A 25978-nucleotide genomic window follows, 5' to 3' on the forward strand; every position below is an offset into this window, starting at 1 on the left:
CAGTTTTCACTCAATGCAGAACGTTATGACGACTCGAATTCCCCAGATACTACTGCTTAATGTCGCCGGTCTGGCGCTCTTTTTCTCCTGGTATATCCCGGTGAATCACGGTTTCTGGTTCCCGCTGGATTCATCCCTGTTTCATTTCTTCAACCAGGGGCTGGTGAAGAGTGACGCCTTTCTGTGGCTGGTAGCAATTACCAATAACCGCGCCTTTGACGGCTTTTCCCTGCTGGCCATGGGCTGCCTGATGCTCTCTTTCTGGCTCAAAGAGGATGACACGGGGCGTCGCCGCATCCTGATTATCGGACTGGTGATGCTTCTGGCTGCGGTGATCATTAATCAGCTGGCGCAACATCTGATGCCGGTAAAACGTGCAAGTCCTTCGCTCTCTTTCCCGAATATTTATCGCGTGAGTGAACTGCTGCATATTCCAACAAAAGATGCCTCGAAGGACAGTTTCCCGGGCGATCACGGCATGATGCTGCTTATTTTTTCTGGGTTCATGCTGCGCTATTTCGGTAAGAAGGCGTTCGCAATCGCCCTGCTTATTGTGGTGATATTTGCCTTCCCGCGCGTGATGATTGGCGCGCACTGGCTGACGGATATTGTCGTGGGTTCCCTTTCCGCGGTGCTGATTGGTCTGCCGTGGGTTCTGATGACGCCTTTGAGCGATCGCCTAATTACCCTTTTCGATCGCTATCTTCCGCGTAGAAAGCAACAAAAATTGAACAAATAATTACCGTTTTTTAACGTAAACTATCGGGGATCATCACGATCCCTGATAATGCCCTTCCCGCGATCTTTCTGCGCTGTCATATTCTTGTCATCACATTCGTGATAAAAATGAAGCAATTGCACGATTACGCGGCGGATCTGCCGCTATTTTGTGCAATGACAAATTTTTACTTTCTGTATCACAATTTCTTATAAAAAAAAGGCTCTTTTTACTCGCAATAGCCCTGGCAATCGGTTAATCTCGAACTCGTTTTGCCCCATGGAGATAATTATTTCGATGGTGAATAATTTTGTGCGCTGCACCACAAATGTCACCAGAAACAATTGTCTCAATGTGAACAGATAATTAGTCTCGTCACGTTTGGCATTTTTATAACGATATTTGTCGTTAAGGACTTCAAGGGAAAATAAACAAAATGGTCAAATCTCAACCGTTTCTGAGATATATCTTACGGGGGATCCCGGCGATAGCAGTCGCGGTACTGTTATCTGCATGTAGTACATCGAACACCGCAAAGAATATGCATCCTGAGACGCGTGTTGTGGGAATGGAAGATTCCTCTTCACTGCAAGCCTCTCAGGATGAATTTGAAAATATGGTACGTAATCTGGACGTGAAGTCCCGCATTATGGACCAGTATGCTGACTGGAAAGGCGTGCGTTACCGTCTTGGCGGCAGCACTAAAAAAGGCATTGATTGTTCAGGCTTTGTACAGCGTACGTTCCGCGAGCAATTTGGGTTAGATCTTCCGCGTTCGACCTACGAACAGCAGGAGATGGGCAAGTCGATTTCACGTACCAAACTGCGCACCGGCGATTTAGTGCTGTTCCGTGCAGGCTCTACCGGTCGACATGTGGGTATCTACATTGGTAATGACCAGTTTGTACATGCCTCCACCAGCAGCGGTGTGACCATTTCCAGCATGAATGAACCGTACTGGAAGAAGCGCTACAACGAAGCGCGCCGCGTACTGACCCGCAGTTAATATGATAATTGTATCGTTGGTTATCCCTTGGCTGGCGATACAATAAAAAAAAGCACTGCTTCGGCGGTGTTTTTTTTTGCCCGTTACAATGAATACAATCAGCGGCAATTCAGGAACCACGACGTTTATGCTCACCCGCTACTTCTCCAGTCAAAGAAAGATACTGATCCTCAGCATTATTACCGGCCTGGTCGCAGCCCTGCTCCTGGGTTCATTGCAGTTTTTCTGGAGCTACCACAAGCGGGAAGTCCGGTTCGATACGCTGATTAAGGACGTGCGCATCTACATGGAGAACTATTTCGAGGAGCTGAAAACCTCTATCGATGTGCTCCAGCCGCTCACGCTAAATAATTGCCAGGACGTTAACGCGCAGCTTACCTCGCGTGCAGCCTTCAGCATCAACGTGCGCGCCTTCCTGCTGGTCAGAAACAAACTGGCCTTCTGCTCGTCAGCCACAGGGCCAATGAATACCCCGATGGAGGAGCTGATACCCGAACTGCACATCAACAAGCCGCTTGATATCGCACTTCTGCCCGGCACGCCCATGCTGCCCCATAGACCTGCCATTGCCATCTGGTATCGTAATCCTTTAGTAAAAGACGGCGGCGTGTTCACCTCTGTGAATCTCAACCTGACGCCGTACCTGCTTTATACCGCACGCCAGGACGAGTTTGCCGGCATCGCGATTATCATCGGCGACAAGGCATTATCCACCTCGTCGAGCAACATTGTCAGGGCGAGTGATTTACATCAAACGCCAGCGCGAACCGCGACGCTCAAAGAAGTCCCTCTGACCATCAAACTGTACGCCAGGGAGTGGACAAGCGCGGAGATCCTTTTTGCCCTGTTCTTCGGGCTATTATGCGGCATTGCGGCTGGGTCGCTTAACTTCTATATCCTCACCCTGCGTCTCAACCCGGGTAAAGAAATTTTAAGCGCCATCAAGCATGGTCAGTTTTATGTGGTCTATCAGCCCGTCGTCGATGCCAAATCGCTCAGGATGACCGGGCTTGAAGTCCTGATGCGCTGGAAACACCCGACAATGGGAGAAATTCCGCCGGACGCGTTTATTAATTTTGCCGAAGCGCAGAAGCTGATTGTCCCGCTGACGCTGCATCTCTTTGATCTTATCATTCACGACGCTCCTGTATTACAAACGCTGTTACCTCCGGGCGCAAAGGTGGGCATCAACATTGCACCGGGTCATCTGCATGCGGAAAGCTTCAAAGACGATATGCGCACCTTCAAAGCGTTACTGCCGCCGGATTATTTCCAGATCGTGCTGGAAATTACCGAGCGCGATATGCTTAACCATCGGGAAGCTAACAGCCTCTTCGAATGGCTGCATAACGAAGGGTTTGAAATTGCCATCGACGATTTCGGCACCGGCCACAGCGCGCTGATTTATCTTGAACATTTCACCATGGACTACCTGAAAATCGACCGTGGTTTTGTCAACGCCATTGGCACAGAAACCGTCACCTCACCAGTGCTGGATGCCGTACTGACGCTGGCAAGACGACTGAATATGTCGACCGTTGCGGAAGGGGTGGAAACACCGGAACAGGCGGCCTGGCTGCGCGAGCATGGGGTTAATTACCTGCAGGGTTACTGGATTAGCCGCCCGATGCCGCTGGAGCAGTTCCGCACGTGGCAAAATACAGTGTCGCCTGACGGGGAATAATTTCACATTGCCCGTGGCGTCACTTATTATTCAGCTTAACTGAGCCGGTCTGTAAAAGAGGGAGCCGCCGCGAGATGTTTATGCGCTTTATGTTGCTTTGGTTGGCAGTCGTGAGCCTGTCCAGCCAGGCGCAAACCATCAAAGAGAACATCGCGTTCGCCGTGATTGGCGAGCCAAAATACGCGGTCAATTTTACGCACTTCGATTACGTCAATCCTGCCGCCCCTAAGGGTGGAAAGGTCACGCTCTCGGCTACCGGAACGTTCGACAACTTTAACCGCTTCGCCCTGCGCGGCGTGGCCGCGGCGCGAACGGAATCGCTCTATGACACGCTTTTTGTCACGTCGGATGATGAACCCGGCAGCTATTACCCGCTGATTGCCGATAACGTGCGCTACGCGGATAACTTCGCCTGGGCCGAAATTACCCTAAACCCCCGGGCCCGCTTTCACGACGGCACGCCGGTCAAGGCCAGCGACGTCGCTTTTACGTTTCATAAATTTATGACCGAAGGCGTTCCTCAGTTCCGCATTGTGTATAAAGGCGCAACGGTGCGCGCCATTGCGCCCCTCACCGTACGCATTGAGCTGAGCGAACCGAACAAAGAGAATATGCTTAGCCTGTTCTCGCTGCCGGTGATGCCTGAATCGTTCTGGAAAAACCATAAGTTAAGCGACCCGCTCTCCACGCCGCCGCTGGCCGGTGGCCCTTACCGCATTACCGACTGGCGCATGGGGCAGTACGTGGTCTATTCCCGAGTGAAAGATTACTGGGCGGCTAACCTGCCGGTAAACCGCGGGCGCTGGAATTTCGACACCCTTCGCTATGACTACTACCTCGACGATAACGTGGCGTTTGAAGCGTTCAAGGCCGGCGCCTTCGATTTACGCGTGGAGAACAGCGCCAAAAACTGGGCGACCCGCTATATCGGCAAAAACTTCACGAAAGGCTACATCGTCAAAGACGAGCACAAAAACGAATCCGCCCAGGACACGCGCTGGCTGGCGTTTAATATTCAGCGCCCGGTATTTACCGACCGCCGCGTTCGGGAAGCCATTTCCCTGGCCTTCGATTTTGAATGGATGAACAAAGCCCTGTTTTACGGGGCGTACAGCCGCGCGAACAGCTATTTCCAGAACACCGAATATGCCGCGCGCGACTACCCTAAAGCCGACGAACTGCTCCTGCTGGCGCCGCTGAAAGCGGAAGTGCCGCCGGAGGTGTTTACCACGGTATTTCAGCCGCCCGCTTCAAAGGGTGACGGCTACGACCGCGACAACCTGCTGAAGGCCAGCAAGCTGCTGGATGAGGCAGGCTGGCAGCTGAAGAACCAGAAACGCGTCAATGCGAAAACCGGCAAGCCTTTAAGCTTTGAACTGCTGCTCTCCTCCGGCGGCAACGATCAGTGGGTGCTGCCGTTTAAGCACAACCTTGCGCGGCTGGGGATCACCATGAACATTCGCCAGGTCGATAACGCGCAGATCACCAACCGCATGCGCAGCCGTGATTACGACATGATGCAACGCCTGTGGCCCGCACAGCCGTGGCCCAGCTCGGATCTGCAAATCTCCTGGGCCTCCAGCTACATCGACTCCTCGTACAATGCGCCAGGCGTAAAAAGCCCGGCGATTGATGCCCTGATTGCGAAAATTGTGGCGGCGCAGGGCGATAAAGATAAGCTCTTGCCGCTTGGTCGCGCCCTCGACAGGGTGTTAACCTGGAACTACTACATGCTGCCCATGTGGTATATGGGCGAAGACCGCCTTGCGCGCTGGGACAAGTTCTCCGTGCCTGCCGTGCGCCCTGTCTATTCTCTGGGCTTTGACACCTGGTGGTATGACGTGAATAAAGCCGCCAGACTGCCCGCCGAGCGGCGATAAGGAATTATCATGGGTGCCTATTTAATACGCCGTCTTCTGCTGGTCATTCCCACGCTGTGGGCCATTATCACCATTAACTTTTTTATCGTGCAAATTGCCCCGGGCGGGCCGGTCGACCAGGCCATTGCCGCCATTGAGTTTGGCAACAGCGGCGGCATGCCCGGCGGCGGCGGAGAAGGCATGGGCGCCAGCCATGCGCGAACCGGCGTGGGGAATATCAGTGAAAGCCACTACCGCGGCGGGCGCGGGCTGGATCCTGAAGTGATCGCCGAGATCACCCATCGCTACGGATTTGATAAGCCGATACACGAGCGCTATTTCAAGATGCTCTGGGATTATATCCGCTTTGATTTTGGCGATAGCCTGTTCCGCAGTGCGTCCGTATTAACGTTGATCAAGCAAAGCCTGCCGGTTTCGGTCACGCTGGGGCTGTGGGGGACGCTGATTATCTATCTGGTCTCTATACCGCTCGGGATCCGAAAAGCGGTGCATAACGGCAGCCGCTTCGATATCTGGAGCAGCACCTTCATCATCATCGGCTATGCTATTCCGGCGTTTCTGTTTGCCGTTCTGCTGATTGTCTTCTTTGCCGGCGGCAGCTATTTCGACATCTTCCCGCTGCGGGGGCTGGTCTCCGCCGATTTCAGCACGCTGCCGTGGTACCAGAAAATCACCGACTATCTCTGGCATATCACGCTGCCGGTGCTGGCGACGGTGATCGGCGGGTTTGCCGCCCTGACCATGTTGACCAAAAACGCCTTTCTCGATGAGATCCGCAAGCAGTATGTCGTCACCGCCCGCGCCAAAGGGGTCAGCGAAAAACAGATCATGTGGAAACATGTCTTCCGCAACGCCATGCTGCTGGTGATTGCCGGGTTTCCGGCCACGTTCATCAGTATGTTTTTTACCGGCTCGCTGCTGATTGAGGTGATGTTCTCGCTCAACGGTCTGGGCCTGCTGGGCTACGAAGCCACCGTATCGCGCGATTATCCGGTAATGTTTGGCACGCTCTATATTTTCACCCTGATTGGCCTGCTGCTGAATATCATCAGCGATATCAGCTATACGCTGGTCGATCCCCGAATTGATTTTGAGGGCCGCTGATGCCGCGTTTAAGCCCCGTTAACCAAGCCCGCTGGGCCCGTTTTCGCCATAACCGCCGCGGCTACTGGTCGCTGTGGATTTTTGCTGTCCTGTTTGTCCTGAGCATGTGTTCGGAGCTGATCGCCAACGACAAACCGTTGCTGGTGCACTTTAACGACCGCTGGTACGTGCCGGTACTGGCTAACTACAGTGAAAGCGACTTCGGCGGCCCGTTTGCCACCCCGGCGGAGTACCAGGATCCGTGGCTGCGCCAGCAGATCGAACAGCACGGCTGGGCCCTCTGGGCTCCGGTACGCTTTGGCGCCAACAGCATTAACTTCGCGACCACAACCCCCTTCCCTTCTCCGCCCTCTGCGCAAAACTGGCTGGGAACAGATGCCAACGGCGGCGACGTGCTGGCGCGCATCCTGTACGGTACGCGGATTTCTATTCTCTTTGGACTGATGCTGACCGTCTTCTCCAGCGTAATGGGCGTAGTGGCCGGCGCCGTTCAGGGCTACTACGGCGGAAAAATTGACCTGTGGGGGCAGCGTATCATCGAAGTCTGGTCCGGTATGCCAACGCTGTTTCTGATCATTCTGCTTTCCAGCGTGGTACAGCCGGGCTTCTGGTGGCTGCTGGGCATCACCGTTCTGTTCGGCTGGATGGCGCTGGTGGGCGTGGTGCGGGCAGAGTTTCTGCGCACCCGTAATTTCGACTATATTCGCGCCGCGCAGGCGCTTGGGGTGAGCGACCGGGGAATTATCTTCCGCCATATGCTGCCTAACGCCGTGGTGGCAACCCTCACCTTCCTGCCCTTTATTCTGTGCAGCTCCATCACCACCCTCACCTCGCTGGACTTTCTGGGCTTCGGCCTGCCGCTGGGGTCGCCGTCGCTCGGCGAACTGCTGCTGCAGGGCAAGAACAACCTGCAGGCGCCGTGGCTGGGCATCACCGCCTTTCTTTCCGTGGCCGTGCTGCTTTCGCTGCTGATTTTTATTGGCGAAGCCGTGCGCGATGCCTTCGATCCCAACAAGGCGGTATAAGATGACGCAGCCTCTTCTCAGTATTGATCGCCTGTCGATTGCCTTCTCGAAGCAGGGCGAGACACGTACCGTGGTCACCGACCTGTCGCTGCAGATCCAGCGCGGTGAAACGCTGGCGCTGGTGGGTGAATCCGGTTCGGGCAAGAGCGTCTCGGCGCTCTCCATCCTGCGTCTGCTGCCCTCCCCGCCCGTGAGCTATCCGCAAGGGGATATTCTGTTCCACGGCAGTTCGCTGCTGCACGCTGATGAACATACCCTGCGCGGTATTCGCGGCAATAAGATTGCCATGATCTTCCAGGAGCCGATGGTGTCGCTCAACCCACTGCATACGCTGGAAAAACAGCTCTATGAAGTGCTGTCACTTCATCGGGGGATGCGCAAAGAGGCCGCGCGGGGCGAAATTCTGGATTGTCTGGAACGAACAGGCATACGCAACGCGGCCAAACGGCTGAATGATTTTCCGCATCAGCTCTCCGGCGGCGAACGCCAGCGGGTAATGATTGCCATGGCCCTGCTCACGCGCCCCGAACTGTTGATTGCCGACGAGCCGACGACGGCGCTGGACGTCACGGTGCAGGCGCAAATTCTGACGCTCTTGAGGGAGCTGCGTGACGAGCTGGACATGAGCCTGCTGTTTATCACGCACAACCTGAGCATCGTGAAAAAGCTGGCCGACAGCGTCGCGGTCATGCAAAACGGGCGCTGCGTTGAACAGAATACCGCGTCCACGCTGCTGAACGCGCCGCAGCATCCCTATACACAGCGCCTGCTCGACAGCGAACCTTCCGGCGACCCGGTGCCTCTCACGGCAGACAGCACACCGCTGCTGCGCGTCGATGATTTATCCGTCTCGTTCCCGATCCGCAAAGGCGTTCTGCGGCGCATCGTTGACCAGAACCCGGTGCTGAAAAATATCCGCTTCTCGCTGCGACCGGGTGAATCCCTGGGGCTGGTGGGCGAATCCGGTTCGGGGAAAAGCACTACCGGTCTGGCGCTGCTGCGCTTAATTGCCTCTCAGGGCGAGATCCTGTTTGACGATATGCCGTTGCACCGCTGGAACCGCCGCCAGATGCTGCCCGTGCGGCCCCGCATGCAGGTGGTATTTCAGGATCCCAACTCCTCGCTTAACCCGCGCCTCAGCGTGTTGCAGATTATCGAAGAGGGCCTGCGCGTTCACCAGCCTGACCTGAGTGCGCAACAGCGGGAACAGGAGGTCATGCGGGTGATGGCGGAAGTGGGCTTAGATCCCGACACTCGCCACCGCTACCCTGCGGAATTTTCCGGCGGACAGCGCCAGCGTATCGCCATCGCCCGCGCGCTGATCCTGAAACCGGAGCTGATTATTCTGGATGAACCGACCTCGTCTCTGGACAGAACCGTACAGGCGCAGATCCTGGCACTGCTCAAAGGGCTACAGGAAAAGCACCGGCTGGCCTATATCTTTATCAGCCATGATCTACAGGTGGTTCGGGCGCTATGCCATCAGGTGATTGTGCTACGACAGGGTGAGGTGGTCGAACAGGGTGATTGCCAGCGCGTATTTACTGCGCCAACGCAGAGCTACACGCGCCAGCTGCTCGCGGCAGACTAGCGCTTAAAACGGATACTGGCCGGAGAAAGGTTCAGCAATCGCAACGCCAAAATTTTTCAGGCGGCAGGTCGCGGCGAATTCGTCCTGGCTTTTGACAAACAGGCACGGCTCCCCTTCGCACTCCAGTACGGAGCTGTCCACTTCGATATCCGTCAGGGCCTGGCTGAGACGCTCCATCACCCGCCACGCATTTTCGTCGCTCGGGCTCAGCAGCTTGAGCGCCACCAGGCAATTCTCACAGCCCGCGACGCTTTGCGGAATCGGTTCAACTTTCGAGCCTGCAAAACCCGCCGACCAGCGATAGCTCTGGGGCAAGCGATGGACAATGGAGAGTTGTAATGTATTCACGTTCGTTCCCCGGAAGCAAAATTTACTTCACAATTTATTTACATTTATAGTAACACATCATCGCCAACCTGCACTATTCAGCGCTTTTTTATCGGTATCGAGGCTCGCGTCGGCGCTATATGTACCCGTTTCTGCGATCTAACTCAACCTTTTTGAATACAATGATGTGACTTTTTACATAAATAGATTTTACATAAAATAAACAAACACGGAATAAACGAACGCGAGTTTGGTTGATATGCGTCAACAAAAAAGGCCCTTTCGGGCCTTATCTGCGCGTTAGTGCGCCGCTTTTCGCGGCCGGCTGGCGTAAAGACAGAAAAGCACAGAGCTGGTTGCGCAAAAAGCCATCGCCCACAGCATAGGCCAGGCCGTAGTAAAGGTCGCCATAGAGAGTAACGCCCCGACGATGGCACCAATCCCGAAGCGGAAGGTTCCCGCCAGTGACGATGCGGTTCCCGCCATGTGCGGGAATTCGTCGAGGATCACCGCCATCGCATTGGACGAGATCATCGACACGCAGCCGACAAAGGCCGCCACGCCGATCACCAGCGCCCAGAAGCCCACGTCCAGAAACGCGCTCACCACCAGCCAGACCGCCATCACAAACTGGATCCACAGCCCGGCGCGGAACATGTTCAACGCGCCCACCCGCCGGACAAAGCGGCTGTTAATGATGGTCAGGACAAACAGGAAGACGATATTGAGCGCAAAATAATAGCCAAAGTGCTGCGGCGAAACGTGGTTCAGCTCGATATAGACAAACGGCCCGGCACTCAGGAAGGAGAACATTCCGGCGAAGCTGAACCCGCTCGCCAGCATGTAGCTCAGCACCCGCTTGTGGCGAAACAGCGAGGCAAAGTTGCCTATCGTGGTTCGAATATGAAATTTCTGGCGGCGCTCGACGGGCAGCGTTTCATCAATAAAGAAGAAAATCATCGCCGAGGCCAGCAGCGCGGCCAGCGCCAGGATCCAGAAAATCGCGTGCCAGCTAAACCACACCAGCACCGCACCACCGGCCATCGGTGCCACCAGCGGCGCAATCGTCGTCACCAGCATGACGAACGACATCATGCGGGAGAACTCTTCTTTCGGGTAGATATCACGCATCAGGGCGTTGATCACCACGCTCGCGGCAGCGGCGGCCAACCCGTGCAGGAAGCGCATGATAATCAGCTGATCGATACTCTGCGCCAGCGCACAGGCGACCGCTGCAGCCGCAAAGACCAGCGTCCCGCCAAGAATAACCGGCTTACGCCCCAGGCTGTCGGCCATTGGGCCATACAGCAGCTGTCCGAGCGCGAAACCGAGAATATAGGTGCTGAGCGTCATCTGCGCGCTGCCTGCCGGTACGCCAAACTGGGCGGAAATCACCGGCAGCGCAGGCAGATACATGTCGATAGACAGCGGCATCAGCATCGCCAGCAGGCCAAGAATGAAGACAATTTTGAACGACGAGTGTGGCCTGGTGGTCACAGGGTTCTCCTGAAATTAGTGCGAAGGCAGACCGACGCTGGCAATCTCTTCTTCCGTCAGCGGACGATATTCACCGGGCGCCAGGTCGGGATCGAGCGCAATCGCACCGATGCGTTCACGGTGCAGGCCCACAACGTGGTTACCCACGGCGGCAAACATGCGTTTCACCTGATGGTAGCGCCCTTCGCTGATGGTCAAACGGACCTCCGTCGGGGTGATAACCTCAAGCACGGCGGGTTTGGTCAGATCCTTTTCATTATGCAGCTGAACGCCTTTCGCGAATTGCTCTGCCGTGTCATCCGCAACCGGTGACTCCAGCGTGACCAGATAGGTTTTCTCGCAGTGGTGGCGCGGGGAAGTGATGCGATGCGACCACTGACCGTCGTCGGTCATCAGCACCAGACCGGTGGTGTCGATGTCGAGGCGGCCCGCGGCGTGCAGCTTATGCGCCACCGGTTCGTCGAGGAAATAGAGCACAGTTGGGTGATCCGGATCGTCCGTTGAGCAGACATAGCCTTCCGGCTTATTGAGCATGAAATAGCGGGGACCGTGCTGCTGGGTCAGCGGATTGCCGTCGTACTCAACCTGATGGTCAGGCTGCAGTTTGAACGCGCTGTCTCGCACAATGTCGCCATCCACGGTAACGCGGTTGGCGCGAATTTCGCGCCCGGCAATAGCGCGGCTTACGCCGAGTTGCTGAGCGATAAACTTATCAAGTCGCATGAAATCTTTTTAGCCTTAATGGTGCTGGATGTCGGACCGTGCGTCCGAAAAAAGAAGCAGTCAGGAACGGTTCAGTATAATGGTCTGGTTGCGCCACTCAAGGGAAAAAGTTTCGTGGCATACTATATGCGGATTAACGAAACCGAGACCCCATGACTTTTACACTTCGTCCCTATCAGCAGGAAGCCGTTGACGCGACGCTCGCCTGGTTCCGTAAACACCGGGAACCGGCGGCCATTGTCCTCCCGACCGGTGCAGGCAAGAGCCTGGTCATTGCCGAACTGGCGCGCCTGGCGCGCGGTCGCGTGCTGGTATTGGCCCACGTCAAAGAGCTGGTGGCGCAAAACCATGCCAAATATTGTGCGCTGGGGCTGGAAGCCGACATTTTCGCCGCCGGGCTGAAGCGCAAAGAGAGCCACGGCAAAGTGGTTTTCGGCAGCGTACAGTCGGTGGCCCGTAACCTGGATCTGTTCCGCAGCGAGTTTTCGCTGCTGATTGTCGACGAATGTCACCGCATCAGCGATGACGACGACAGCCAGTATCAGCAAATCCTCACTCACCTTAAAGAGGTGAACCCTCACTTACGCCTGCTCGGCCTGACGGCAACCCCGTTTCGTCTGGGCAAAGGCTGGATCTACCGCTTTCATTATCACGGCATGGTGCGCGGCGACGAGAAAGCGCTGTTCAGCGACTGTATCTATGAACTTCCGCTGCGCTACATGATTAAGCACGGCTACCTGACGCCGCCCGAGCGGCTGGATATGCCGGTCGTGCAGTACGATTTCAGCCGCTTACAGGCGCAGAGCAACGGGCTGTTCAGCGAGGCGGATCTTAACCATGAACTGAAAAAACAGAAGCGGATCACGCCGCATATCATCAGCCAGATTGAAGAGTTCGCGCAAACGCGTAAAGGGGTGATGATTTTTGCTGCCACCGTCGAACACGCGCGCGAAATCACGGGACTGCTACCCGCTGACGACGCAGCGCTGATCACTGGCGAAACGCCCGGCCCGGAGCGCGACAGGCTGATTGAGGCTTTCAAAGCCCAGCAGTTCCGCTACCTGGTGAATGTCTCCGTATTAACCACCGGGTTTGACTCCCCGCACGTCGATCTGATTGCGATTCTGCGCCCGACGGAATCCGTCAGCCTGTATCAGCAGATTGTCGGCCGTGGCCTGCGCCTGGCGCCGGGCAAAACCGACTGCCTGATACTGGATTACGCCGGCAACCCGCACGATCTGTACTCCCCGGAAGTGGGCGCGCCAAAAGGCAAAAGCGACAACGTGCCGGTACAGGTGTTTTGCCCGGCCTGCGGCTTTGCCAACACATTCTGGGGAAAAACCACCGCCGACGGCACGCTGATTGAACACTTTGGCCGCCGCTGTCAGGGCTGGTTTGAGGATGATGAGGGGCATCGCGAGCAGTGCGATTTCCGCTTCCGCTTCAAAAACTGCCCGCAGTGCAACGCCGAAAATGACATCGCCGCCCGCCGCTGCCGCGAGTGCGACACGGTGCTGGTGGACCCGGACGACATGCTGAAAGCGGCGCTGAAGCTGAAAGATGCGCTGGTGCTGCGCTGCTCCGGCATGGCGCTGCAGCCCGGCGCGGATGAAAAAGGCGAGTGGCTGAAAATCACCTATTACGATGAGGATGGCGCTGACGTCAGCGAACGGTTCAGGGTTCAGACGCCTGCCCAGCGCACGGCATTTGAGCAGCTGTTTATCCGGCCGCATACCCGTACGCCTGGCGTGCCGCTGCGCTGGATAACCGTGGCGGATATCGTGCATCAGCAGGCGCTGCTGCGCCACCCCGACTTCGTGGTCGCCCGTAAGAAAGGCCAGTTCTGGCAGGTTCGCGAGAAGGTCTTTGACTATGAAGGTCGCTTCCGTCGGGCAAATGAATTGCGCGGTTAACGGGACTTTTCATTGATGTGCGGGGCATTTGAGTATAAAATGCCGCCCGCTTCACATCCGTGGGGCAGAACACTCACCTGCTGCTGGGTCGCCTGTAGTAGGGTTTTAAATACAGAGAGAAATCAATGTTCACTATCGAAGCAGAAGTACGTAACGTGCAGGGTAAGGGTGCGAGCCGCCGCCTGCGTAACGCTAACAAGTTCCCGGCTATCGTTTACGGTGGCGAAGCTGCTCCAGTTGCTATCGAACTGGATCACGACAAAGTGTGGAACATGCAGACCAAAGCTGAGTTCTACAGCGAAGTTCTGACCATCGTTGTTGGCGGTAAAGAAGAAAAAGTGAAGGTTCAGGCTGTCCAGCGTCACGCGTTCAAGCCAAAACTGACTCACATCGACTTCGTTCGCGCATAATCGCAAACCTGTCGAGAAAACCCCGCTTCGGCGGGGTTTTTTTATGGCTGCTATTTACCGCCAGACGTGCGGCGCTGAAGCTGATCGCGCAGGTTCGGCGGCGTACCTTTGATGGTCAGGGTATCGGTGGCCGGATCCCAGAAGATGCGTTCTCCCAACAGCATAGCGTCAAAGTTGATGGTTAACCCACCGCCGCTGCCGGCAAATTTGGTTAACTGACGCAGCGTGCTGCGATCCGCCGGGAAACTCTCCTCAAGCTCATAGCCCTTCTCCGCGGTGAATTCCTGGAAGCTCACTTCGCTGACGCCCGCCAGCTCTTTTGACAGGGACTCCAGTTCAATCTCTTCCCCCGCCTGCAGCTGCTCGTTGCAGTAGCTGTAAACCTGCTGACGTACGGTCTGGCGTTCAGATTTATCGAGCTGCGCTTCCGCCGTGAAGTCATCAACGGCCTGCAGCAGCCCTTTGTTCTGCGCTTTGGCGTTCAGGCCTTCGCTGGCACCGAGGAAGTCCATAAAGAAATCCGCCACTTTGCGGCCCACCCGCCCCTTCAGGAAGGTGAGGTAGCGGGTCGACTCCGGGTTAGTTTCCCACTCGGTCAAATCAATACGCGCCACAATATCCGCATGGTTGATATCCAGATAGTGCGTTGAGCTGATGTCCAGCTGCTCGTTCACGCGCATGCTGCTTAAGTTATTCAGCACGGTAACCAGCAGGTACTCGACCGCCAGGTAACGATAGTGGCAGAACAGGACAATACCGCCGTCGGCGAACGGATATTTCGCCAGCTCGTCGCGCAGACGCCCGGTTGCCGCGCGGCTAAACGCCAGGAAATCCTCTTCACCCTGACGCTGCAGGCGCAGGCTATCTGCCAGCTCACTCTCTTCGCTGAACAGACCATAGGCTTTATTTTTAGCGCTGTAGACGCGATGCAGCTCTGCCATCATTTCCACAACGGTTGCCGTGGGTTCCAGTAACGAATCGCGTAGCACCACTTCAAGGGTTTGCTCATCACGCTTGATAAGCTGGTGCAAGGCAATCTGGTTGATTTCCAGACTCATGATAAACTCTCCTTTTAGACCGGGCGGTATTCAACCACCACCAGGACATGTGTGCAACAACAGATAAAAAAGGGGAAAAAAAGCTGTTGCTACGGTAATATGTTGCCCTTTCATCAACAAACTGATTTTGATTTATGCCACAACATTCCCGCTACAGTGATGAACACGTTGAACAACTGCTCAGTGAGCTGGTCAACGTACTGGAAAAACATAAAACACCGACCGATCTCTCCCTGATGGTTTTGGGAAATATGGTCACCAACCTTATCAACACCAGCGTTGCTCCGGCTCAGCGTCAGGCGATCGCCAAATCTTTCGCCCAGGCGTTACAGTCATCCGTCAGCAACGATCAGGCCCATTAAGGGAAACGAACAACAGTTTATGGTGACGAATCGTCAGCGCTACCGTGAAAAAGTCTCCCAGATGGTCAGCTGGGGACACTGGTTTGCCCTGTTCAACATTCTGCTGGCGACGGTAATTGGCTGTCGTTATCTGTTTGTCGCAGACTGGCCCACAACGCTAACCGGGCGTATCTACTCCTGGATAAGCGTCGTTGGTCATTTTAGCTTTTTGGTATTCGCCACCTATCTGCTGATCCTGTTTCCTCTGACGTTTATCGTCATGTCGCAGCGTTTGATGCGGTTCTTGTCCGCAATCCTTGCGACGGTGGGGATGACGCTGCTGCTTATCGACAGTGAAGTGTTCACCCGCTTCCACCTGCATCTCAACCCTATCGTCTGGGAACTGGTGATCAACCCCGACCAGAACGAAACGGCCCGCGACTGGCAGCTGATGTTCATCAGCGTTCCGGTGATCCTGTTGATCGAGATGCTGTTTGCCACCTGGAGCTGGCAAAAGCTCCGCAGCCTGACCCGACGCCGCCATTACGCGAAGCCCGTCGCCGCGCTCTTTTTCGTCTCATTTATCAGTTCGCACCTCATGTATATCTGGGCGGATGCGAACTTCTATCGCCCTATTACCATGCAGCGCGCTAACCTGCCGCTCTCTTATCCGATGACGGCCCGTCGTTTCCTTGAGAAACACGGCCTGCTTGATGCCCAGGAGTACCAGCGCCGTCTGGTCGAACAGGGTAATCCGGAAGCGGTTAGCGTGCAGTATCCACTGAGCGATCTTCGCTATCGCGATATGGGTCGCGGGCAAAACGTCCTGCTGATTACCGTCGATGGCCTCAACTATTCTCGTTACGAGAAGCAGATGCCTGCGCTGGCCGATTTCGCGAGTCAGAACGTGTCGTTTACCCAGCATATGAGTTCAGGTAACTCAACCGATGCGGGTATCTTTGGCCTGTTCTATGGCATTTCTGCCGGATACATGGACGGCGTGCTGTCTGCGCGCATTCCTGCGGCGCTGATCACCGGGCTTAATCAGCAGGGCTATCAGTTAGGGCTGTTCTCATCGGACGGCTTCAACAGTTCACTGTACCGCCAGGCGCTGCTCTCTGATTTCTCACTGCCTGCCGCGCAGAGCCAGTCTGATGCCCAGACCGCAAACCAGTGGATAAACTGGCTGCAGCGCTACGCGCAGGAAGATAACCGCTGGTTCTCGTGGGTGGCCTTTAACGGCACAACGCTTAACGACAGCAACCAGGCAGGCTTTGCGCGCCGCTACGGCCGCGCGGCCAGCGATGTTGACGCACAGATTGGCCGCGTGCTTGACGCGCTACGTGAATCAGGCAAGCTTGATAACACGGTCGTGATCGTGACCGCGGGGCATGGCGTACCGTTAGGCGACGAGACGAAGAGCATGAGCTGGTCACGTCCAAACCTGCATGTTCCGCTGGTGATCCACTGGCCGGGAACGCCGGCGCAGCGCATCAATATGCTCACAGAACATAAAGACGTCATGACGACCCTGATGCAGCGCCTGCTGCACGTCAGTACGCCAGCAAACGAGTATTCGCAGGGGCAGGATCTCTTCAGCGCCACGCGCCGCCATAACTGGGTGACTGCAGCCGACGGCAACACGCTGGTGGTGACCACGCCGAAGCTGACGCTGGTGCTGAATAGCAACGGGAACTATCAGACCTATAATCTGCAGGGTGAACGGCTGAAGGACCAGAAACCACAGCTTAGCCTGCTGTTACAGGTTCTGACGGATGAGAAGCGCTTCATCGCTAACTGATTAATAATAAACCAGTTAGCGACGGATTCCCTTGCATTCGAAACGGAATCGAGTAGTATTCTTTCTATGCGTCGGCACGTAGCGCAGCCTGGTAGCGCACCGTCATGGGGTGTCGGGGGTCGGAGGTTCAAATCCTCTCGTGCCGACCAAAAACACATTGAAAACCAGCCTCTTACGGCTGGTTTTTTATTTTGCCTCGTCCGGGGTTTTGCGCAGGTACATCAGCGTAACCAGACAAATCACGGCTCCGGCATAAAACGTATATTCCGCGCCAAACGTTTCCCAGATGGCCCCGGCGCCCAGGCTGGCGACTAACAATCCCACGCCGCTGACCAGACTAAAAATGCCGTAGGCGGTACCGCGCAGATCCGCAGGAGCTGTTTTTGCGATCATTGCCGCCAGCAGCCCCTGCGTCATCCCCATATGCACTCCCCAAAGCGCAACGCCCAGAAGCATTCCAGCCCAGTGGGTGCTTAGCGCCAGCACAATATCTGCCCCAATCAGCATCACCAGGCCCCACCGCAGTAGTCGGGTGTGGCTCATCCCGTCCGATAACTTGCCAAACGGATAGGCTGAAAGGAAATAGAGCAAATTCATGGCCACCATCACCAGCGGGATCAGCGCCAGCGGCACCCCCGACTGCTGTGCGCGCAGGACAAGAAAGGCTTCACTGAAACGTGCGAGCGTGAAGATGGCGCCCAGGCCAATAACCCACCAGCAGCCTTTCCCGAGACGCCTGAGGTTCTCTTTTTTGATGGGGTTCGTGCGTTTATGTTCGACGGGCGTTTTCGGCTCATGCAGGCCGAAAAAAAGCAGTGCCACGGCGAGGACGCCGGGGATCACCGCGATCCAGAAAATCGTGCGGAAATCATCGTTCCACAGCAGCATTAAGCCTACGGCCAGCAGCGGCCCGAGAAATGCGCCGACGGTATCCATCGACTGACGCAGCCCAAAGGCCGCGCCGCGAAGTTCCGGCGGCGTAACGTCAGCGACCAGCGCATCGCGCGGCGCGCCCCGGATCCCCTTCCCTACCCGGTCGATTAAGCGTGCCCCCAGAATCATGCCCGACGAAGAGGCGATAGCGAACAGCGGCTTACTCAGCGCGCCAAGACCGTAGCCCAGCACCGCCAGTCCTTTACGTTTACCCAGGTAGTCACTGATGGCACCGGAAAAAACTTTAATAAACAGCGCGGTGGCTTCAGCCAGGCCTTCAATCAAGCCAATGAAAATCACGCTGGCTCCCAGCGTCGTGACCATAAACAGCGGCAGCAGGCTGTGAATGATCTCCGAGGAGATATCCATCAGCATACTGACCCCACCCACAACCCAGACGCCTTTCGGGATCCGGCTGAGCGTTGCAAACCGGGATAACATTGAACATCTCCTGCTTTATGTCGAACGACCTTGTTCGACACAGAATACCCTGGAAATGCGAATAAATATCATCACATATAAAAAAGCCAGCCCGCAGGCTGGCTTCTTATAGCAGGTGAATGCTCAGTGTTTTTCACGTCCGCCCAGGAAGAAAATGCCCAGCGGGATGGCCAGCAGAACGGTGAAGACAAGGCTGTAAACGAAGATCATCGCAGACTGCAGCACATACATGCTGGTAGTCCAGGCGGAGAGAGGGATGTTGTACTGTTCAATGACGCCAACAATAGTGGCCCGCCCGACGCACGCGGCAGCAATCATAAACACGACGAGTAGCGCCAGGAGGAACTTGCGGCCTTCAGGTGTTTTCAGTTTTGCACGAACCATCTCTCTTCCCTTTCACAGATGAATAACATTATCGATGGACTAAAATAACACGAACGCCCGTCACACTCCACACCAGTACAAACACCTGCCAAAACGATTAATGCTAAGTTTATTACGCTGCAAATAATGAAAATGTAAGTAAATCACACCAATCATTCATACTCGTTATGTTAGTCTGTTCAGGACCGTTTTGACATAAAGGAATGACAATGAAAAACGCACCTAAATTTGCCATCGCGCTTCTCGCCGCCGCGTGCGTCAGCACCAGCGCTTTCGCCAGCGACGCCCAAAAAGCGCAGCCGCTGGAAAAAGTTGCACCCTATCCGCAAGCGGAAAAAGGCATGAAGCGTCAGGTGATTCAACTGCCGGTTCAGCAGGACGAAGCGAATTACAAAGTCGAACTGTTAATTGGCAAGACGCTGGAAGTGGACTGCAATCAGCATCGTCTGGGCGGCCAGCTGGAAAGCAAAACCCTGGAAGGCTGGGGTTATGACTATTACGTCTTTGATAAAGTGACCTCTCCGGTCTCTACCATGATGGCCTGCCCGGACGGCAAGAAAGAGAAGAAATTTGTGACGGCCTATCTGGGCGACAACAGCCTGCTGCGCTACAACAGCAAGTTGCCGATCGTGGTATATACGCCTGAAAACGTGGAAGTAAAATATCGCGTGTGGAAGGCAGAAGAGACGGTCGGACAAGCGGTAGTACGTTAAAAACAAGTCGGGTGGCGGCTTCGCCTTACCCGACCTGCTAAACTAAAAACGGTAACAGATGTTACCGTTTTGCTTTTACCTTACAGCGCGATATCCGCAACCGGCTTGTTTTCCGGCTGAGGCTTCAGCTCCGCCTTCGGCGCAGCATCCGCAGCCTGCGGCTTCACGTACTGCAGCTGCAGCACGCGGCTGGTGTACTCCAGCTCTTGTTCCGTCGCATCCACGTTACCGTTCAGCTTCGTGCCGTAGGATGGAATAATGGTTTTCAGCTTCGCCTGCCATTCCGGGCTGGCAACTTTGTCTTTAAACACTTTTTCCATCAGGTGCAGCATAATTGGCGCAGCGGTAGATGCACCTGGTGACGCACCCAGCAGCGCGGCAATCGTGCCATCCTTATCGCTCACCACTTCGGTCCCCAGACGCAGCACGCCGCCCTCTTTCGGATCGCGCTTGATGATCTGCACGCGCTGACCCGCCTGCCACAGACGCCAGTCTTCTTTCTTCGCCTGCGGATAGTACTCTTTCAGCGCCTCGAAGCGTTCTTCATCAGAAAGCATCACCTGGCTAATCAGGTATTTCACCAGGTCGAAATTATCCAGGCCCACGTCCATCATCGGTTTGACGTTAGAGGTGGTGGTCGCGCTCAGCAGATCCCAGAGGGAGCCGTTTTTCAGGAACTTGGTTGAGAAGGTCGCGAACGGTCCGAACAGCACCACGCGTTTACCGTCAAGCATACGGGTATCGATATGCGGAACGGACATCGGTGGCGCACCGACGGAAGCCTGACCGTACACTTTTGCCAGGTGACGGTTCACCACTTCCGGGTTCTCGGACACCAGGAACTGGCCGCCGACCGGGAAGCCCGCGTAGTCGTTAGCTTCAGGAATACCGGACTCCTGCAGCAGCTTCAGCGCCGCGCCGCCCGCACCGATGAAGACAAATTTCGCCTTAATGACGTGCTCGGCTTCATTGTTTTTCAGATCGGCAACGGTCACGCTCCAGCTGTTGTCCGCATTGCGCTTAAAGCCGCGCACTTCGGTGCTGAGCTGCAAATTGAAGTTATCTTTCTTCTTCAGGGACGCCACCAGCTGACGGGTAATTTCGCCGTAGTTCACGTCGGTGCCAATTTCGGTACGGGTCGCCGCCACTTTCTGGTTCGGGTCACGGCCTTCCATGACCAGCGGCGCCCACTCTTTAATCTGCGCGTGGTCTTCGGAGTATTTCATCCCGCGGAACAGGGTGCTCTGCTGCAGCGCAGCGTAGCGCGCGCGCAGGAAATTCACGTTTTGCTCGCCCCACACAAAGCTCATGTGCGGCACGGTATTGATGAAGGAGTGCGGGTCGTGCATCACGCCGCTGTTGACCTGGTGGGACCAGAACTGACGCGAGATCTGGAACGCTTCGTTGATCTCTACCGCCTTCTCGATACTAATGGAACCGTCCTTTTTCTGCGGCGTATAGTTCAGTTCCATGAGTGCCGAATGGCCCGTACCTGCGTTATTCCAACCGTTCGAACTCTCCTGCGCCACGCCATCGAGGCGCTCGACCATGGTCATGGACCAGTCCGGCTGCAGTTCTTGCAGATAGGTTCCCAGCGTGGCGCTCATGATGCCGCCACCAATTAAAAGGACGTCCGTTTCCTGCTCTTTTGGTGCGTCTGCTTTCGCTGCCATTGAGACGGCGTTGAGCCCGACGGCCAGAGAAAAGAGCATGGCAGTCATTTTTTTCATAATTTATGCCTTAGTGTAAAAGTGCTTGATGCGTGGAAATTGCAGGTGAAAAAAGCTGCGTGGGCACGGTAACAACTTTTAAATATTGTTTAAAGGTTACGAAATTATTGTAATTGTGAAATTTAATGATGGATTGTTTGTAGGGGATTGCGGCGCGCAACTGGTATAAGGAGGAATTTATGGCTACTATGCTGCACTTTGTGATCGCGCGCACGGAAGCCTGCCCTAACCAGCGAACTGTTATGTCCTTACCTCATTCTGCCGTATCCCCTGAAGACAGTGTAGCCAGCGTGCTGCACTCCCCTAAACAACTGGCGCGTGAAACGCTGGCGGGCGTGATTACCGCTCTGGCGCTGATCCCCGAAGTGATCTCATTTTCCGTGGTGGCGGGCGTTGACCCGAAGGTCAGCCTGATCGCCTCCGTGGTGCTGTGTCTTGCTCTTTCCGTGCTGGGCGGTCGTCCGGCGATGGTCACGGCTGCGGCCGGTTCCGTAGCGCTGGTGATTGGCCCGATGGTGCATCAGCACGGGGTACAGTACATTCTTCCGGCCGTGCTGATGGCTGGCGTGATCCAGATTCTGTTTGGCGTGCTGGGCATGGCAAGGCTGATGCGCTTTATTCCCCAGTCGGTGATGACCGGATTTGTTAACGCCCTTGGCATTTTGATTTTCTTCGCTCAGGTGCCGCATTTCTGGAGCCGAAGCCCGCTGATTGTGGGCCTGTTCGTGTTGACGCTGCTGATTGTGCTGTGGGTGCCGCGCTATATTAAAAGCGTCCCTTCCCCGCTGATTGCGATTGTGCTGTTAACCCTTTTCACCGTCACCACCGGTCAGATCCTGCCGACTGTCGGTGATGAAGGCTCAATGACTGGCGGTCTGCCTGGATTTACCGAGCTGCTGGTGCCGCTTAATTTACAGACGCTGAACATTATCTGGCCGTGCGCGTTGAGTATTGCCTTCGTCGGTCTGCTGGAGTCCCTGCTGACGGCAAAACTCGTGGATGAACTGACGGTTACGCCCTCCAGCAAGCGTCGCGAGAGCATCGGGCTGGGTGTGGGGAATATCATGGCCGGGCTCTACGGTGGCATTGCGGGCTGCGCGATGATCGGACAAACCATCGTTAACGTGGAGATGGGGAAAGGACGAAGCCGCATTTCAACCATTGCGGCGGGCATCGTGCTGCTGCTCCTGGTAACGGCGCTCAGCGAAGTGATGGCCAAAATCCCGATGGCGGTGCTGGCGGGGATTATGGCGATTGTTGCCGTCAAAACCTTCAGCTGGCACAGCCTTCAGCCCGCCACGATAAAAAAAGCCCCGATTGCCGAAACGGTGGTGATGCTGGTGACGGTAGCCGCCACGGTATCAACCGGCAATCTGGCGGTTGGCGTGCTGGGTGGGATTATCGTCATGGCACTGATCCCCGCCCGCATTAAGCGTCGGGTTAAAGCAGAAAAATCGTTGCCAGCCCAAGAAAAATAAAGAAACCGCCGGTATCGGTGATGGCGGTGATCATCACGCTCGACCCCACCGCGGGGTCGCGCCCCAGTTTGGTCATCGTCAGCGGGATAATGACGCCCATCATCGATGCCACCAGCAAATTCAGCACCATCGCCAGCATCATCACGCCGCCTAAGGCCATATCGTCATACAGCCACCACGTGATGCCGCCCATAATGCCGCCCCATACCAGGCCGTTAATCAGCGCCACGCCCATTTCCCTGAAGATCAGAAAGGCGAAGTTACCGGGCTGAATATTTTCCAGCGCCAGCGCGCGGACGATCATGGTGATGGTCTGGTTTCCGGTGTTGCCGCCAATTCCGGCCACAATCGGCATCAGCGAGGCCAGCGCCACCAGCTGCGAGATGGTGTGTTCAAAGCCGTCAATCACACGGGAAGCGATGAAGGCGGTACACAGGTTAATAGCCAGCCAGGCCCAGCGGGTTTTCACCGCCTTACCGACGGAGGCGTGGACGTCATCTTCGGCGCTAATCCCGCCTAGCGCGCGCAGGTCGTTATCGGTCTCTTCATAAACCACGTCAACGATTTCATCGATGGTCAGACGGCCCATCAGCTTGCCAACGGAGTCTACGACCGCCGCACTCACAAGGTCATCACGTTCAAAGGTACGCGCCGCTTTTTCCGCATCGTCTTCCGGGGAGAAGACCATCGGCTCGTTTTCCATCACCTCGCTCACCCGCTGCTGGGCGCTGTTGAGCAGGATGGTTTTCAGCTCCAGCTCGCCGAGCAGGGTTTTATCCCGCGAGGTGACAAACAGCTTATCGGTGTTGTCCGGCATTTTGCCCAGGCGGCGCAGGTAGCGCTGCACGGTACCGAGCGTGACGTCCGGACGTACCGTGATAACGCCGAACTCCATGATCGCGCCGACGCTGTTTTTCTCGTAGTGCATCACCTGACGCACACGCGCACGTTCATCGGCAGGCAGAGAGGCCAGCAGGCGGCCGGTCAGGTTACGCGGCAGATGCTGTACAAGGTAAATCTGCTCGTCGATATCCAGGGTTTGCAGGGCGTCGAGGATATCCCGATCGCTCATCTCGTCGATCAGGTCATCCCAGACGTTTTCGGAGGCTTCAAGCAGAACCTGGCCGCGCTCGTGATCCTGTACCAGGCGCCAGAGGGCGTGACGCTCTTCCGAAGGAAGCGCTTCCAGGGTATCCGCCAGATCCGGCGGCGGTAAATGAGCAACCAGCGCACCTACCTCAGCAATATCGTCGGCCAAGGTGCCGACATCATATTGCTCAGCCAGGGTCAGTTTGCCTAATAGCGTAGACGTGACCGCTTTATCGGTCGTGAGAAGCCAGATGAGTCGCGCACGTTCCTGGTCACGCTGCCTGGCGCTGTTTTTCTTTAATACCGACATCAATCATAAATCCATTAAATGAGTTGAGACTAAGCATAGCGCGAGGATATGTAAATAAGAATAAACAGCGAGGCGGGATGGAGAAAAAAGCGGCATTACGGCCACGATTATCCCCTCTCCCTGTGGGAGAGGGTTAGGGTGAGGACATCAGGCCGTGCGCGCCACCGCGTCACGCGACGCCGCATCGCGCTCGTCGCCGGTCAGCTCGCTCAGCCTGCCGTCGCGCATCTCCAGCAGACGGTCGGCGTGAATGAAGTAATGATCGTCGTGGCTGATGGCGAAAATGGTCTTGCCCATCTCCTGCATCAGCGGCAGCAGCACCTGATAAAACTCGCGGCGGAAGTGCGGGTCCTGATCCGCCGCCCATTCATCCAGCAGGATGATGTCACGCTCTTCCGCCAGCGCCAGCAGCAGCGCCACGCGCTTTTTCTGCCCCTTAGAGAGCTTGAGGTTCAGGATTTTGCCGTCCTGGAGCTCCAGCTTGTGCGACATCTGCAGCTGCGCAAGCCATTTCTCAACCAGCGCCGGATTGGCCTGCTGCCCTTCCGGCCCCAGCAGCTGGTCAAACAGCCAGACATCGGTGAATACCGCTGAGAAAAGCTTGCGGTAATCCTCGGGTTTCTCCGCGCTCAGCGCCTTACCGTCCAGCAGGATCTCGCCCGACTGCGGCTGGTAAAGTCCGGTGAGCAACATCGCCAGCGTGGATTTTCCGCTACCGTTGCCGCCGATGAGGAACAGCAGTTCGCCGCGGTGAATCGTCAGGTTGACCGGTCCCACGGAGAAGGCGTTGTCCTGATAGCGAAACGTCACGTCGCGCAGCTCCAGGGTCTGCCAGTTCGGGAAGGCCTGCGGGCGCGGGAATTCAGCCTTAAATGGCGCCAGATCGAACTTCTTAAGCTTGTTAAACGCCACCTGCGCGCTTAGCAAGGTGGGCAATGCGCCGACGGCCGAGAGCAGCGGCGTACGCAGGAACAGCAGGGTCAGCGAGTAGGTCGCCGCCACGTTGGTGTCCGCCCAGCCCAGGCTGTTCGCCATCCAGAATACCAGGCCAATGGCGCCCAGCATCATAATGTTGGACCAGTTCACCGCGCTCAGGTGGAAGGTATCGGCGCGAATAATGTGGTGCCGGTATTCGCGCGCGTCCGGGATATAGAGGTTATTGAAGATATGCTCGGCACGCTCGCGGTTGAGGGTCAGTTCTTTGCGCCCTTCCAGCACCGTCTGGTAATCGTTATAGAGCTTATCTTCCGTTTCGCGCAGGACCGCCATGTGTTTATAGACGCGCGACACCAGCACGAAACCGCCCCAGATGGTGATGGCAATCCACACCGCGGTCACCGCCAGCATTTTGGTCGAAAGCCAGGCGAGATAGGCCGCCGAGCCAAAGGTCAGGATGATCCCCTGCACCAGCTCCGGCAGGCGGACAAACGCGATGGTAATCGCGCGCACGTCGCTGGTCAGCCCCGCCAGCAGGGAGGCGCTGCCGAGCTGCTCCACGCGCTCAACCTGCGTGTCGAGGATCCGCTTGATGAACTCGCTGCGCAGGCGGAAAACGAAATGGTGGCCGAGCGCGGTCAGCGCCAGCTGAGAGCCGAGCGTAACCGCCATCAACAGCAGCAGCAGGCCGAGAAACTCCGGCAGAACCGAGAGTGAGGTATCGACCATTTCGATCAGCCGCACGTTTATAAACGCGATCAGGCCAATACCCAGCGCCGCGCTGGCAAGGCTTAAGGCCATTACGGCAATGAAGGGCCAGCGGTACTGACGCCAGACAAGAAGAAGTAGTTGCATGCAGGCAATCCGGACAATAAAAATCAGCCAG

General features: G+C 56.0%; 22 protein-coding genes and 1 tRNA gene. 14 read left to right on the top strand and 9 right to left on the bottom strand.

The window, feature by feature from the left end; translation table 11 throughout:
• The first annotated feature begins 25 nt into the window (after positions 1 to 25).
• The 7 genes from AC2FAJ_RS07170 to yejF all read left to right on the top strand — a co-directional run bounded on the left by AC2FAJ_RS07170 (position 26) and on the right by yejF (position 9008).
• Positions 26 to 739, top strand: a complete 714-nt coding sequence (locus AC2FAJ_RS07170; RefSeq protein ID WP_028013876.1) for a phosphatase PAP2 family protein — start codon at positions 26 to 28, stop codon at positions 737 to 739.
• 415 nt (positions 740 to 1154) lie between these two features.
• Positions 1155 to 1724 carry a bifunctional murein DD-endopeptidase/murein LD-carboxypeptidase gene (mepS, locus tag AC2FAJ_RS07175; RefSeq protein WP_028013877.1) on the top strand — a complete coding sequence of 190 codons (570 nt, stop codon included), beginning with the start codon at positions 1155 to 1157 and terminating at the stop codon, positions 1722 to 1724.
• Positions 1725 to 1851: 127 nt separating this feature from the next.
• Positions 1852 to 3408, top strand: a complete 1557-nt coding sequence (locus tag AC2FAJ_RS07180) for a cyclic di-GMP phosphodiesterase (protein WP_047363067.1) — start codon at positions 1852 to 1854, stop codon at positions 3406 to 3408.
• Positions 3409 to 3482: 74 nt separating this feature from the next.
• A complete protein-coding gene (locus tag AC2FAJ_RS07185) occupies positions 3483 to 5288 on the top strand; it encodes an extracellular solute-binding protein (protein WP_028013879.1) in 1806 nt (601 codons plus the stop codon).
• 9 nt (positions 5289 to 5297) lie between these two features.
• On the top strand, positions 5298 to 6392 hold the full coding sequence (locus tag AC2FAJ_RS07190) for a microcin C ABC transporter permease YejB (protein WP_028013880.1): 1095 nt from the start codon (positions 5298 to 5300) through the stop codon (positions 6390 to 6392).
• A complete protein-coding gene (locus AC2FAJ_RS07195) occupies positions 6392 to 7417 on the top strand; it encodes an ABC transporter permease (protein WP_041908986.1) in 1026 nt (341 codons plus the stop codon). The genes AC2FAJ_RS07190 and AC2FAJ_RS07195 overlap by 1 nt, the downstream gene beginning before the upstream one ends.
• Position 7418: 1 nt before the next feature.
• On the top strand, positions 7419 to 9008 hold the full coding sequence (gene yejF, locus AC2FAJ_RS07200) for a microcin C ABC transporter ATP-binding protein YejF (protein ID WP_485453959.1): 1590 nt from the start codon (positions 7419 to 7421) through the stop codon (positions 9006 to 9008).
• Between the two features lie 3 nt (positions 9009 to 9011).
• Here yejF and AC2FAJ_RS07205 read toward each other — a convergent pair whose 3' ends face one another.
• From AC2FAJ_RS07205 to rsuA, 3 genes are all read right to left on the bottom strand, one after another.
• Positions 9012 to 9356 (bottom strand): YejG family protein, encoded by a 345-nt coding sequence (locus AC2FAJ_RS07205; RefSeq protein ID WP_028013883.1) that lies wholly within the window; start codon positions 9354 to 9356, stop codon positions 9012 to 9014.
• Positions 9357 to 9635: 279 nt separating this feature from the next.
• On the bottom strand, positions 9636 to 10832 hold the full coding sequence (locus AC2FAJ_RS07210; RefSeq protein WP_041908984.1) for a Bcr/CflA family multidrug efflux MFS transporter: 1197 nt from the start codon (positions 10830 to 10832) through the stop codon (positions 9636 to 9638).
• Between the two features lie 15 nt (positions 10833 to 10847).
• Positions 10848 to 11555 carry a 16S rRNA pseudouridine(516) synthase RsuA gene (rsuA, locus tag AC2FAJ_RS07215; protein WP_028013885.1) on the bottom strand — a complete coding sequence of 236 codons (708 nt, stop codon included), beginning with the start codon at positions 11553 to 11555 and terminating at the stop codon, positions 10848 to 10850.
• A gap of 152 nt (positions 11556 to 11707) precedes the next feature.
• On the opposite strand from rsuA, the gene radD reads away from it, so the two are divergent.
• Together radD and rplY are read left to right on the top strand one after the other, a co-directional pair.
• The gene (gene radD, locus AC2FAJ_RS07220) at positions 11708 to 13468 is read left to right on the top strand and encodes a DNA repair helicase RadD (RefSeq protein ID WP_485453960.1); all 1761 of its coding nucleotides are present in this window, start codon (positions 11708 to 11710) and stop codon (positions 13466 to 13468) included.
• Positions 13469 to 13593: 125 nt separating this feature from the next.
• Positions 13594 to 13878 carry a 50S ribosomal protein L25 gene (rplY, locus tag AC2FAJ_RS07225; protein ID WP_028013887.1) on the top strand — a complete coding sequence of 95 codons (285 nt, stop codon included), beginning with the start codon at positions 13594 to 13596 and terminating at the stop codon, positions 13876 to 13878.
• A 50-nt stretch (positions 13879 to 13928) separates the two neighbouring features.
• Here rplY and yejK read toward each other — a convergent pair whose 3' ends face one another.
• The gene (gene yejK / locus AC2FAJ_RS07230) at positions 13929 to 14936 is read right to left on the bottom strand and encodes a nucleoid-associated protein YejK (protein ID WP_008500957.1); all 1008 of its coding nucleotides are present in this window, start codon (positions 14934 to 14936) and stop codon (positions 13929 to 13931) included.
• A gap of 134 nt (positions 14937 to 15070) precedes the next feature.
• On the opposite strand from yejK, the gene AC2FAJ_RS07235 reads away from it, so the two are divergent.
• From AC2FAJ_RS07235 to AC2FAJ_RS07245, 3 genes are all read left to right on the top strand, one after another.
• On the top strand, positions 15071 to 15298 hold the full coding sequence (locus AC2FAJ_RS07235) for a YejL family protein (protein ID WP_014884596.1): 228 nt from the start codon (positions 15071 to 15073) through the stop codon (positions 15296 to 15298).
• 19 nt (positions 15299 to 15317) lie between these two features.
• Positions 15318 to 17078: an LPS biosynthesis-modulating metalloenzyme YejM gene (yejM, locus tag AC2FAJ_RS07240; RefSeq protein WP_028013888.1), complete on the top strand. Its 1761-nt coding sequence runs from the start codon at positions 15318 to 15320 to the stop codon at positions 17076 to 17078.
• 72 nt (positions 17079 to 17150) lie between these two features.
• A tRNA-Pro gene (locus AC2FAJ_RS07245) sits at positions 17151 to 17227 on the top strand.
• 37 nt (positions 17228 to 17264) lie between these two features.
• Here AC2FAJ_RS07245 and AC2FAJ_RS07250 read toward each other — a convergent pair.
• Together AC2FAJ_RS07250 and AC2FAJ_RS07255 are read right to left on the bottom strand one after the other, a co-directional pair.
• The gene (locus AC2FAJ_RS07250; RefSeq protein WP_041908979.1) at positions 17265 to 18452 is read right to left on the bottom strand and encodes an MFS transporter; all 1188 of its coding nucleotides are present in this window, start codon (positions 18450 to 18452) and stop codon (positions 17265 to 17267) included.
• Positions 18453 to 18575: 123 nt separating this feature from the next.
• Positions 18576 to 18836, bottom strand: coding sequence for a DUF2534 family protein (locus AC2FAJ_RS07255; RefSeq protein WP_008500962.1), 261 nt, complete (start codon positions 18834 to 18836; stop codon positions 18576 to 18578).
• 209 nt (positions 18837 to 19045) lie between these two features.
• Between AC2FAJ_RS07255 and eco the strand changes: the two genes are divergently transcribed.
• Positions 19046 to 19549: a serine protease inhibitor ecotin gene (gene eco / locus AC2FAJ_RS07260; protein WP_028013891.1), complete on the top strand. Its 504-nt coding sequence runs from the start codon at positions 19046 to 19048 to the stop codon at positions 19547 to 19549.
• Between the two features lie 80 nt (positions 19550 to 19629).
• Here eco and mqo read toward each other — a convergent pair whose 3' ends face one another.
• Entirely contained in the window at positions 19630 to 21279 is a 1650-nt protein-coding gene (gene mqo / locus AC2FAJ_RS07265) for a malate dehydrogenase (quinone) (RefSeq protein WP_485453961.1), read from the bottom strand.
• A gap of 188 nt (positions 21280 to 21467) precedes the next feature.
• Here mqo and AC2FAJ_RS07270 point away from each other — a divergent pair, with 188 nt between their 5' ends.
• Positions 21468 to 22757 (top strand): SulP family inorganic anion transporter, encoded by a 1290-nt coding sequence (locus AC2FAJ_RS07270; RefSeq protein WP_041911988.1) that lies wholly within the window; start codon positions 21468 to 21470, stop codon positions 22755 to 22757.
• Here the strand turns inward: AC2FAJ_RS07270 and mgtE are convergent.
• On the bottom strand, positions 22720 to 24156 hold the full coding sequence (mgtE, locus tag AC2FAJ_RS07275) for a magnesium transporter (protein WP_028013894.1): 1437 nt from the start codon (positions 24154 to 24156) through the stop codon (positions 22720 to 22722). The genes AC2FAJ_RS07270 and mgtE overlap by 38 nt on opposite strands.
• 147 nt (positions 24157 to 24303) lie before the next feature.
• Positions 24304 to 25947: a multidrug ABC transporter permease/ATP-binding protein gene (locus AC2FAJ_RS07280; protein WP_041911987.1), complete on the bottom strand. Its 1644-nt coding sequence runs from the start codon at positions 25945 to 25947 to the stop codon at positions 24304 to 24306.
• Positions 25948 to 25978 lie beyond the last annotated feature (31 nt).

The organism is Enterobacter cloacae complex sp. 385G4 (assembly GCF_057320665.1).